Origin of the sequence: Candidatus Thiosymbion oneisti, assembly GCF_900092655.1 — a bacterium.
GTDB classification, from domain to species: domain Bacteria; phylum Pseudomonadota; class Gammaproteobacteria; order Chromatiales; family Chromatiaceae; genus Thiosymbion; species Thiosymbion oneisti.
Window position 1 is genome coordinate 1 of sequence record NZ_FLUY01000338.1, and the last position, 10,082, is coordinate 10,082.

Annotated in this window: 12 protein-coding genes; 7 read left to right on the forward strand and 5 right to left on the reverse strand. The window is 56.6% G+C overall.

Going from position 1 to position 10,082, the window contains the following annotated elements; all coding sequences use genetic code 11:
- Positions 1-26 precede the first annotated feature (26 nt).
- Entirely contained in the window at positions 27-251 is a 225-nt protein-coding gene (locus BQ17_RS24875) for a PIN domain-containing protein (protein WP_500784408.1), read from the forward strand.
- A gap of 95 nt (positions 252-346) precedes the next feature.
- Here the strand turns inward: BQ17_RS24875 and BQ17_RS03160 are convergent, their stop codons facing one another.
- Complete coding sequence (locus BQ17_RS03160) at positions 347-1,189, reverse strand: Rpn family recombination-promoting nuclease/putative transposase (RefSeq protein WP_089724259.1); 843 nt, start codon at positions 1,187-1,189, stop codon at positions 347-349.
- Positions 1,190-1,453: 264 nt separating this feature from the next.
- Between BQ17_RS03160 and BQ17_RS21360 the strand changes: the two genes are divergently transcribed.
- From BQ17_RS21360 to BQ17_RS03185, 6 genes are all read left to right on the forward strand, one after another.
- On the forward strand, positions 1,454-1,603 hold the full coding sequence (locus BQ17_RS21360) for a hypothetical protein (RefSeq protein WP_176722269.1): 150 nt from the start codon (positions 1,454-1,456) through the stop codon (positions 1,601-1,603).
- A 101-nt stretch (positions 1,604-1,704) separates the two neighbouring features.
- A complete protein-coding gene (locus BQ17_RS03165) occupies positions 1,705-2,268 on the forward strand; it encodes a Uma2 family endonuclease (RefSeq protein WP_089724260.1) in 564 nt (187 codons plus the stop codon).
- A gap of 400 nt (positions 2,269-2,668) precedes the next feature.
- On the forward strand, positions 2,669-3,211 hold the full coding sequence (locus BQ17_RS03170) for a 3-dehydroquinate synthase II (protein ID WP_218068042.1): 543 nt from the start codon (positions 2,669-2,671) through the stop codon (positions 3,209-3,211).
- Between the two features lie 155 nt (positions 3,212-3,366).
- Entirely contained in the window at positions 3,367-5,043 is a 1,677-nt protein-coding gene (locus tag BQ17_RS03175; protein WP_089724261.1) for a sodium:solute symporter family transporter, read from the forward strand.
- A 128-nt stretch (positions 5,044-5,171) separates the two neighbouring features.
- Positions 5,172-5,405: a DUF5615 family PIN-like protein gene (locus BQ17_RS23895; protein ID WP_176722271.1), complete on the forward strand. Its 234-nt coding sequence runs from the start codon at positions 5,172-5,174 to the stop codon at positions 5,403-5,405.
- 172 nt (positions 5,406-5,577) lie between these two features.
- Positions 5,578-6,573 carry an alpha/beta hydrolase gene (locus BQ17_RS03185; RefSeq protein WP_089724262.1) on the forward strand — a complete coding sequence of 332 codons (996 nt, stop codon included), beginning with the start codon at positions 5,578-5,580 and terminating at the stop codon, positions 6,571-6,573.
- 838 nt (positions 6,574-7,411) lie between these two features.
- Here the strand turns inward: BQ17_RS03185 and rnhA are convergent.
- The 4 genes from rnhA to BQ17_RS22315 all read right to left on the reverse strand — a co-directional run.
- Positions 7,412-7,846 carry a ribonuclease HI gene (gene rnhA, locus BQ17_RS03195; RefSeq protein ID WP_089724263.1) on the reverse strand — a complete coding sequence of 145 codons (435 nt, stop codon included), beginning with the start codon at positions 7,844-7,846 and terminating at the stop codon, positions 7,412-7,414.
- 4 nt (positions 7,847-7,850) lie between these two features.
- Positions 7,851-8,672, reverse strand: coding sequence for a class I SAM-dependent methyltransferase (locus BQ17_RS03200; RefSeq protein ID WP_256091458.1), 822 nt, complete (start codon positions 8,670-8,672; stop codon positions 7,851-7,853).
- 394 nt (positions 8,673-9,066) lie between these two features.
- Positions 9,067-9,690, reverse strand: a complete 624-nt coding sequence (locus tag BQ17_RS03205; protein WP_089724264.1) for an NUDIX hydrolase — start codon at positions 9,688-9,690, stop codon at positions 9,067-9,069.
- Between the two features lie 184 nt (positions 9,691-9,874).
- Positions 9,875-10,082: hypothetical protein (locus tag BQ17_RS22315; protein ID WP_218068043.1), on the reverse strand; the 208-nt coding region annotated here is incomplete at its 5' end.

The following is a 10,082-nucleotide window of genomic DNA, read 5'->3' on the forward strand; positions in this document are numbered from 1 at the left end:
GACCAGGGATGGCCGCCACCCGACAGATGTGGCTGGCATACGGCGGATGGCGCAAGCTTATCCGCCCTACGCGGGCTCAATTGATTGCCAATGCGCGATGCCATGGCGCCGACCGAGTGATTATCGATGACTTGGCTGCCCGGCGCTGTGCCAAAACAATGGGTCTTCGAGTCATTGGAGGGTACACTTTGCGTCCCATTTCGAGAATGTGGTGCCACTGCTCTTTCGTGAGTCGAGACAAGGGCAGGTGAAATCAGGTGCGGGGGTGATTTCTCGTTTTCGAGAACAGGATTTAGAGGGGGGATCTGAATAGTTACAATTTGTGTAATCAAGTCCATTTTCGGGGTTATAATTTCTTGATTTCTTCTATTTGTAAGCCAGTACTTTGAGAAATGGTCTCAAGGGGTACATTTTGTTGTTTCAATTTTCCGGCTATTGTAATTTTCTCTTCTTCTCGGCCTTCTTCTCTTGCTGTATCGATTGAGTTTTTCAAATCGCGATACGCCTTTAAACTCTCTTCATATTCACTATATTCTTCATCATTAAAATTTGCAATTTCTGCTTGTTCAAAAAGCTTGTTAAAGATTTTTTCCCGTAACTTTGCAGGTTTTTCTGTTAAATCTTTAAGATTTTTCAGCACATAAAGCCATTTATCGAAATATGTTTCCAATTCATCGATTGTTTTGGAAAATTTCGGCATTTCGAGATAAATATAGGTTAATTTATTATAGAAAACCTCTTGTACACTCTTATCGAACAATTGCACTTCATGGTGAAAGACTTGGCTACAGCCCTTATTTTCGTCGAATACAAAATCCAGTATCCCTATAGTGTAGACTGACTTCAATTCAAAATTCCAATCACCCCTTTCAGCTTGACTCTGAATTGGAAATGTCGAATAGTAAATGCTTCTGTCTTTAAAATAATTCTGCTTTGCTTTCTGTAGTTCGACGATAAACTTTTCACCCTGTTCATTTTCGCAATAGATATCAAAAATAGCTTTTCTATCATCAATGGTTCTCCCAAGTTGTTCTTTCGATAAGTAAGTAATATCCTTGATTTCCCCTTCATCTTTACGTAACAGTTCATTAAGAAAATCTATAAGAATATCTTTGTTTGGTTCTATGCCGAATAACTTCTTGAACCCAAAATCCGTAAATGGATTGATATATTTATCTTTAACTCGCATACATTACTCCAATTTATTGAAATCTAGGGGAGAGGTTGCTTTTATGTCAAGGACCGTGCAATCATCTACCAGGAAGGAGTTACTGTCAAGTTCCGCAATAAACAATAAAAGGACACCCATCTTGTTTGATCGATCTTCCTACTGAGCCAGGATTCTCCTCAACCCAACGCCCAGCCAGGAGCCTGACCATAGACTACCCCCTGTTCCGTTCTTGTCTCCCTTGAGAATACTCCTTGGATCACCGCGTATGCTGCTGTGCACGCCGTGCCTTCTTATTGTGGTGGGGACCTGTTCTCGGGCCTGAATTTCGACCACCGCCGCGGCTGGACCGTCGAGCGCATGCAGCAGCTTGTCGCCCTGTTCGTTATCGGTGTGGCTGCCTACGAGGTGATGAGCTCGTGTAGGATGTGGTGAGCGCAGCGAACCGCATCGATGCGGTTTGTGTTACTCACCGCATCCTACATGGGCTGACGCAATAATGTATGCGCGTGATCTAATTTGGTTTTGGAGGCATTTTGAAAGCAAAAAAATTAAAAACCGTAGATGATTTGGTGCAATCCGAAGATGAGCGTGTTGAGCTGATCAATGGCGAGATTGTTAAGCGCCCTATGGCTCGTTCCGAGCATGCATTGGTCCAATCAGGCATTTCTGATGAAGTTTCGTTATTTAAGCGAAAAGATGGTCGAGGGGGATGGTGGATCATGCCTGAGATTAGTGTCAGGTATAATGAACATCAATGTCCCAGCCATGATTTGGCAGGATGGCGCAAAGAACATGTACCCCATAGACCTATAGGGGTTATGAAGGTTATACCGGATTGGGTTTGTGAGATTACTTCACCGGGACATGAAAGGAAAGATTTATTTCATAACTTTATGTTATTGCAACGTAACAAAGTTTCGTATTATTGGGTCATTTCTCCAGAAGATAAGGCGCTGATTGCTTATGAACTTGTTGACGAAAAATATCGTGTTACCCTTTCTGTAGAGTATAGGGTTGAAAAACCTTTTGACAAAGCAGGGATACCACCATTTGAAGAAGTCGAGATTGATTTAAACTATGTTTTCGGAGATGGCTGATATAATTTTTGAGGAAGCCAGTACTCTTCTATCGGATCCTCTTTCTGTTCCGGATCCGTTGAACGCAGAAATGGAAGAGAGGTACGTAACAATTGGCTTATCTGAAAAACAACACCTTCTCGTTGCAGTCCGATGCCATTAAGTTAGCTGCTGACCGCTGGTCGTGGTCGATCAGGATGCGGAAGAGAAAACCACGAAGCGCGCGAATCGGCGCGCATCCATTCGCGCGGATTCGCGTGCTTCGTCGTTTCTCCTCTTGTTTGTCGACCGGATGGCATTGCGTTGCAGTCCATAAGGATAGAGGTTCAGCGATACGGCTTATTTCTGACCGAGTGGCAGCGGTACACGAGAAAAGAGCTATGAAAGAATATGTAGAGTCGTTCGGATTATGGGTATAAAAATGATGGAAACCATAGAATACTGTGATGTAACTCACATTAAACCAATGGGAGAAGGGTTAAGGGTCTGCATCGATTTTGTTGATGCGCTTGCCCCAACGGAGGGCGTGTTCGTCGGTGATACTGGATACGGCTATTTGTTATCCTTATCCGAAAGTGTGCCTACTGCTACCTATCCTGCCAGACCATTTAGAGTTAATGCAGGAGCATTCCATCAGTATTTATTACTGGAGGAAGGCGAAACATGCTATTTGAGTGAATTGAAAGCAGGTGATAAAATTCCCGTCTATTCTCGTGAAGGGATGCGGGTTATCTCGGTAGGAAGGGTTAAAATTGAACGCCGGGAGTTGCTCCAGGTCCAGTGCACATGCGGTAATCAGGTGCTTTCAAGTACGGTGCAATTTTCTGATAGCGTGCGATTCTTTGGTAAGGAGAATATGGTTGATGCAAAAACTGTTGAAGTAGGTGACAAGCTTGTGTGCCGTCATGACATCCCCGGGCGACACTTGGGGAAGCGCAAAGAAGAATATATAGAAGAAATTTAGTCCCTTTCTATCACTCGGTTCCATGGATCCGCCATCTCTCTCCGGTGGCTGCATCGGGAGTTCAGGGCGACCGGGCACTCGCCCGGGCTGGCTATAATGCGCGAAGAGCCTCAGCAACCGCCATCCGGTCCTGACCGGGCGACAGGATATCCAGCATGACTTCACTCGACTGGACAATCGTCACCTTCTATGCCGCCGCCATGATCGGTCTGAGCCTATTCCTGGCCAGGGGCCAGAAGTCCCAAGCAGACTACTATGTGGGCGGGCGCAACCTACCCTGGTGGGCCATCGGGTTGTCCACCATGGCGACCCAGACCTCGGCCATCAGCTTCATCTCGATCCCGGCCTTCGTCGCCCTAAAGCCCGGCGGCGGGCTCACCTGGCTACAGTATGAGCTCGCGGTACCCCTGGCCATGATCGGCGTGGCCATGTTGTTGCTCCCCTTCTTCCGCCAACTCGGGCTGATCAGTGTCTATGAATATCTGGAGCATCGCTTCGGGCCCTCCGTCCGCTATCTCCTCAGTGCCGTCTTCCTCCTCAGCCGCGCCCTCGGCACCGGTGTGGGTCTGTACGCCAGCGGCCTGGTGCTGGCCGTGATTCTGGATCTGGAGCTGTGGATCACCATCCTGACCATGGGGCTGATCACCCTGATCTACGACACCATCGGCGGTATCAGGGGGGTCATCTACTCCGACGTGGTCCAGAGCCTCATCCTGCTTGCCGGGGTATTCATCATCATCGGCTTCGCATTGGAGCACCTGGACGGCATGGACTCGGTGTTTTCGCTCATCCCCGCACAACGCTGGCAGGCCCTCGATCCGGCCTGGGGTCTGTCCGGGGAGTCCGCGGCGCCTTTCTGGGGCTTTCTGGTGGGCGGGTTTTTTCTCTACATGTCTTACTACGGCGCCGATCAGAGCCAGGTTCAACGCGAGCTCTCGGCATCGAGTGTCGCCGACACCCGCCGCTCCCTCTATCTCAACGGCTTCGCCCGCTTTCCCCTGACCCTTGGCTACGTCATCATGGGGCTCACGCTGGGGGCGGCCTTTATGGTCTCACCGGATCTCCAGCAGTCTCTGGAGGGGCAGAAATACGATTTTCTGGTTCCGGCATTCGTCCTCCACGAGCTCCCCGTCGGCATTCGCGGGCTGCTCATCTCCGCTCTGCTGGCCGCCTCCATGTCCAGCCTCGACTCGGCACTGAACTCCCTGTCCGCCGCCACCATGCGCGATTTCGTCGAGCGGGGCCGCACCCTCGCCGAGCGACGCATCCTGTTGCTCAGCAAGGTCACGACCGTCTTCTGGGGCCTGGTCATCACCGGCTTTGCATTCATGGTCGGCGGCATCTCGGATACCATCATCGAGAGTATCAATAAGATCGGCTCGGCCTTCTACGGGCCCATCCTGGCTGCCTTTCTGGTGGGCGTACTCTCGCGCAAGGCGACGGCGGTGGGCATGTTCGCAGGTATCATCAGCGGCGTCGCCTTTAATCTCTACCTGTGGATTTTTCTCCCGGATGTGTTCTGGATGTGGTGGAACTTCACCGGCTTACTGGTTGCGGTCGCGGTGACCTTCGCCATCAGCCTGGTGCGGATCCGTGCCGGAAGCGCCGGCGGTTCAACGGGGTTCCGCTTCTCCGTTCGCTCCGGTGGGAGCAACCCGGACGGAGACGCACAGACCATCCGCAGGTATACCCTGGGCGGCAGCGGCTTGTTCGAGCGCGGGCCTCTGTGGCGGCCGGCCTACAGCCTGCTGATCCTCTATTTCTTTCTGCTGCTCGGCATACTGTTGTTCCTCAACTACGCCGCTGAAAACTTGATTCCGGCGGTCGGGTAGGGCCCTTGATCCCGCGGCCCGAAAAGGATGTCGAGGATTGCACCAGCATGGCAAGGGTTCGGGGATATGAGGAAACAACGCATGAGAGATGAGGAGATCATAGCCCTTGCTTGCCGAGACAACGGATCTTGATTACTTTGGACAAGGACTTCGGAGAGTTGGCCATCGTCAAGGGGCAGCTGCACAACGGCATCGTCCGCCTGGTAGACATTCGCGCCAGGGAGCAGGGGAAATATTGCTTGCTGGTACTCGAACGGTATCATCGTGAGCTTCTTGATGGTGCCATAGTCGTCTTGCAAGCGAACCGAATCCGCATACGCCCATCGGAGAGCCCGAATTCCAGGAAGTCGTGTATACACTGAAGGGCGAAGCGTGCATCCGCCTCATCTCCGCCCGCAAATCAACTCGGAAAGAGGCCAAGCACTATGCGTGACGAGTACGACTTCTCACAAGCAAAGCGCGCTAAGGAGATCCCGCACCTTGCCAGATTACAGGAGGAAGCCAAAGGCAAAAGCCGCATCACGATTATGCTGGATGGGGCATCCGATCATCTACCTCATTATCGCCGCCTTGATTACCGGCTGCACCTCGCCGCAGCAGCAGGAATCTGCCGGCGTATCAGGCCAGGCCCGCCTCGGCGTCAAGGCGGCGATCATGGCCGACGGCTACCGCCTACCCTTGCGGCGTTGGGACGCCGTCGAACGGCCGCAGGCCCTGGTGCTCGCGCTCCACGGCTTTAACGACTACAGCAACGCCTTCACGACCCTGGGTCCCTACCTGGCAACCCAGGGTGTACTGACCTTCGCCTACGACCAACGCGGCTTCGGCGCCACTGCCCAGCGCGGGCGCTGGGGTGGAGAGGAACGCTTGATCGCCGATTTGAAGACGCTGACCAAGCTGCTGCGGGAGCGCTATCCGGGGCTCCCCTTGTTTCTGCTCGGAGAGAGCATGGGCGGCGCGGTGATCATGGCCGCTGTGGCGCAGGCAGATACGGAAGCGGATGGCATCGTGCTAATGGCACCGGCAATCTGGTCCCGCGCTACCATGCACCCGATTCAGCGCTGGGCGCTCAAGCTGGTAGCCTACACGCTTCCCTTCCTCGAGCTGACCGGCAGCGGACTCGGGATTCGGCCGTCGGACAATACCGACATGCTCCGCGCCTACCGCGCCGATCCGCTCGTCATCAGGGGGACTCGAGTCGATGCCCTGTGGGGGGTCACGAACCTCATGGATCTGGCGATGACCAGGGCCGGGCGACTGCCTGGGCCGACCCTGGTACTTTATGGGGAGCATGACGAGATCATCCCGAACGGCGCCTTCTGCACCCTGTTGGACCGGATACCGGCGGATCGGCGGGACATCCGTATCCTGCTTTACCGGGAGGGCTGGCACATGTTGACCCGCGACCTGCAGGGCGGGCGCGTGATGGCCGACATCGCGGCCTGGCTGCGGAGACCGGACGGGCGCCTCCCCTCCGGTGAAGAGGTCCAAACCGGTTCCCGCCGGCTGGAGCGTTTCTGCCGGGAGTGATTGCCCCGGATCGATCTTCCTATACTCAATCCGATCCGGGCTGTCCCGCAGCTGGCTGTCGGTTTCGGCGATGCAGTTTGTTTCCCTTCACGGTAGTGGTTGGATTTTTTCTCGTTCCTACGCGCCGCGTGGGAACGTGGAAGCTCCGCGCCGCGGAGGGGATGGCGGATGACGGCCGTCCCTGCCTTTGATCGACGGGATGCGGCCATCCCTGGCCTTTCCCGCCCTACGGACCTGGATACCGGGTGTATTTCGGCCAGGATGGCCGGCAACTCGTGATCCTACTTGTTAGCGGGACGAAGCAGCGCCAACAGCGCGATATCGCCCAGGCCAAGGCGTACTGGAGAAACTACAAAAAGCGTAAGGAGGAAGGGTGAGCCATGCCGCTCACGGTAGTGGTTGGATTTTAAGAAGCTGCCTGGTTAAAACGGATCCTCGCGTCGGGTTACGTTACGCCGCGTTCGGCGCCGTGCCGGTCCGGGCGCAGTCCTGGGTTATTTGGCGTTGGTTGTGGGAAAAGATCCCTCCTGCGTCGGGACCAGTCCGGCGTGTTGGGTTAGGGCGCGTTCAGCCCTGTCACTGGGCTTCGGGATCGAACCGTGCGCCTAACCCAACCTACACTTAACGCGAGGCCGCGCGTACAGGCCGCGCGGGGGTAATCTGGGTGTAGGTTGCGTTGAGACGCTGGTACGGACCTGGCCGTCGATCAATGAGCCGTTGGGCGTCGAAACGCAACACGTCCGGTCCCCCAAACCGCGCCGAATCATTCAGGATTGCTTTTAACCAGGCAGCTTCTTAGCTGTGAAACCCGCCGTAATCTGCGATAAAGAACGACACATCAACCCTTGGGAATCCCGCGCTTGGCGAGCCGGTCCGCCCGCTCGTTTTGGGGATGTCCGGCGTGACCCCGTACCCAGCGCCACTCGAGCTGGTGCCGCGCGACCGCCTGATCCAGGCGCTCCCACAGATCCCGGTTCTTGACCGGCTTGCGGTCCGCGGTGCGCCAGCCGTTGCGCTTCCAGCGGGCCATCCAGGCCGTAACGCCTTGCTTCACATATTGGGAGTCAGTAGTGACCCGTACCCGGCTGGGACGCTGCAGGGTTTCCAGGGCCCGGATCACGGCCATCAGCTCCATGCGGTTGTTGGTGGTGCCGGCCTCTCCCCCCCAGAGCTCCTTCTCATGCGCACCGTAGCACAGCAACGCACCCCAACCACCAGGGCCCGGATTGCCCTGGCAGGCCCCGTCGCTGAAGACCTCTACTGGTTCGGACACGGGCTCAGACACGGGTCCCTGCCGCCGTTTTACCGAGTCCGACGCTGCGGGTAGCGGTCTCCCGCGTGGTGGGCTCCACGGCCCCGGCGGCAAGCACCGGCCGCCGGCTCTTCCAGGAGGTCCGCAGCGGCGTCAAGGTGGATACCCGTTTGACGGCCCGCAGGGCATAGACACCGCCGAACACCGGCCAGAAACGCCGCCCCAGGGTGTCCAGAAACGAGAACTGCTGCAACAGGGCGCGGCGCCAGGGGGGACGGAACATCATCGTCTCTTGCAGCTCGATATCGAAGCCGAGCAGCGACAGCCAGTCACAAATGCGGAAGGAGGTCAGAAACCTGCCGCACCAGGGTAGGCCGCCTTGTCCGCGTCGCACCAGACGCCAGAGACCCCACAAGCTCAAGGCGTTGAAGCCGAACACCACCAACCGACCCTCGGGGATCAGTACCCGCTCCGCCTCCCGCAGCACCTGGCGGGCGTCGTCCGCGAACTCCAGCGTATGGGGAAGCACCACCAGATCCACACTATCGGCGGCAATGGGGAGCCGCTCAGGGACGGCAACCGTTTGTAATCCGAGGGAGTAGGGGGCAGCAGTCGGCAAGAGCAAAATGCGGCGGCGGACGCGGCTGACCTGGATCGCCTCCGAGAGGGCGGTGCCCCCGCCCACCTGGAGCAGATAATAGCCGAAGGTGTCCCGCAGCATGCGTTCCAGGCACCGGGCCTCCTGATCGGCCAGCTCCCGGCCCAGGGTCGAGCCGTACCAGGCATCCAGGGGCGCAATCGACGCCGGCCCGCGGTGATCGGGACAATCGGTCATATCATTTGCCATACAGAGGGTTGAAACCGGAAAGCCTAGGGGGCGTTCTCGATTAATAAACTACCTAATCCTTACTATATCGAACCACGGATCGACACGGATCAACACGGATTTGTCTCCATCCGTGTTCATCCGTGGTTCTCTTGCCGGTTGTTATCTGCACTGACCAACGGTTTTCACAGGCTAGATGGCCGCAACATCCCAGCTACCGATAATATTGAGCTAACAGGATCTTCACGGGGGAGTTAGCCGCAAATGAACGCAAATCGGAACCGATTCGATTTGCGTCCATTTGCGTTCATTTGCGGCAAAACAGAATTCTCAATGATAGAACCGAACCGATGTTATCGGTACTTTGGCACTGAGGTACTCGTGATCTTCTCTGCGGGCAGTATGGGTTTGGTGCTCAAGCCCGAGTAAGCCTAGCCAGAAAATCCACGGTGATGTGTGCGCTCACTCCCCACAGCAGCTCCTGGTCGAACTCATCGTAGAAGACCACCTCCCGGGCCTCGGGGTGATCCGGCGCCGGCCAGGTGAGCACCCGTCGGTGGGCGGCATCCCCGAGCCAGGCCAGGGGGATACCGAACACCCGCGCGACCTCGCTCGGATCCGGCCTCAGCGCCAGCGGCCATGGGATCTCGCCCACGACGGGGGTGACCAGGTAGTTGCTCACCGTATGCAGCGGTTGCAGCTCACCCAGCACCACCACCCGCCGGGGATCCAGCCCGATTTCTTCCCGTGCCTCGCGCAGCGCCGTCGCGGCGGCATCCGCATCCCCCGGCTCCCATTGACCGCCGGGAAAGGCGACCTGGCCGCTGTGATGGTCCCCCGGATACTCGGTACGGCGGATGAAGAGCAGATGCCAGGCCTCCAGATATCGAAACATAGGCACCAGAACCGCCGCTGGCCGGGGTTCCCGGCGCGGTGCCCCCGGCAGCTCCTGGGCGTGGGGACGGGATGCCCGACCGGATCGCAGCCGGCCGGAGATTGCACCGCGGTCGAGCCGATCCAGCATTACACCGATCTCCATGTGTCCCCTGGCGAATCATACTAGTTTTTCTGGTTGTCATTTGCCATCTCCACCGCAGGGGGAGAGCTTACCGGCTAGTGTGCTAACGGGTGAGGGGAGACCAACGGCTTCCGTTTCGATACGGTTAGTCCATCGATGCGGTTCGCGTCTCCTCTATGGCGCCGTCCTAAAGGTTCTACCGCGCTCACCGCATCCTACGGCCCTGCTTTGGAGTGCGCCGGCAAAGCGGCGCGACCGAATCGAACCTCAGCGACGGGGGATACCAGCGGCGCTTGCCAAGAACCTGGGCATCGAGCTCCACACGCGCCGCGGCGACGGCGCTTTCCCCTGGCCGCAGCGCCTTTGCCGGGGATAGAGGCGTCGCCAAATCCAAAGCGGCGGCGGGTTTGCAG

What these genes read in the sequence shown, in the direction of transcription:
- BQ17_RS24875 (WP_500784408.1), top strand. Translation starts at nt 27, where the DNA reads ATGTGGCTGGCATACGGCGGATGGCGCAAGCTTATCCGCCCTACGCGG.
- BQ17_RS03160 (WP_089724259.1), bottom strand. Translation starts at nt 1,189, where the DNA reads ATGCGAGTTAAAGATAAATATATCAATCCATTTACGGATTTTGGGTTC.
- BQ17_RS03170 (WP_218068042.1), top strand. Translation starts at nt 2,669, where the DNA reads ATGATGGAAACCATAGAATACTGTGATGTAACTCACATTAAACCAATG.
- BQ17_RS03175 (WP_089724261.1), top strand. Translation starts at nt 3,367, where the DNA reads ATGACTTCACTCGACTGGACAATCGTCACCTTCTATGCCGCCGCCATG.
- BQ17_RS03185 (WP_089724262.1), top strand. Translation starts at nt 5,578, where the DNA reads ATGGGGCATCCGATCATCTACCTCATTATCGCCGCCTTGATTACCGGC.
- BQ17_RS03200 (WP_256091458.1), bottom strand. Translation starts at nt 8,672, where the DNA reads ATGGCAAATGATATGACCGATTGTCCCGATCACCGCGGGCCGGCGTCG.
- BQ17_RS03205 (WP_089724264.1), bottom strand. Translation starts at nt 9,690, where the DNA reads ATGGAGATCGGTGTAATGCTGGATCGGCTCGACCGCGGTGCAATCTCC.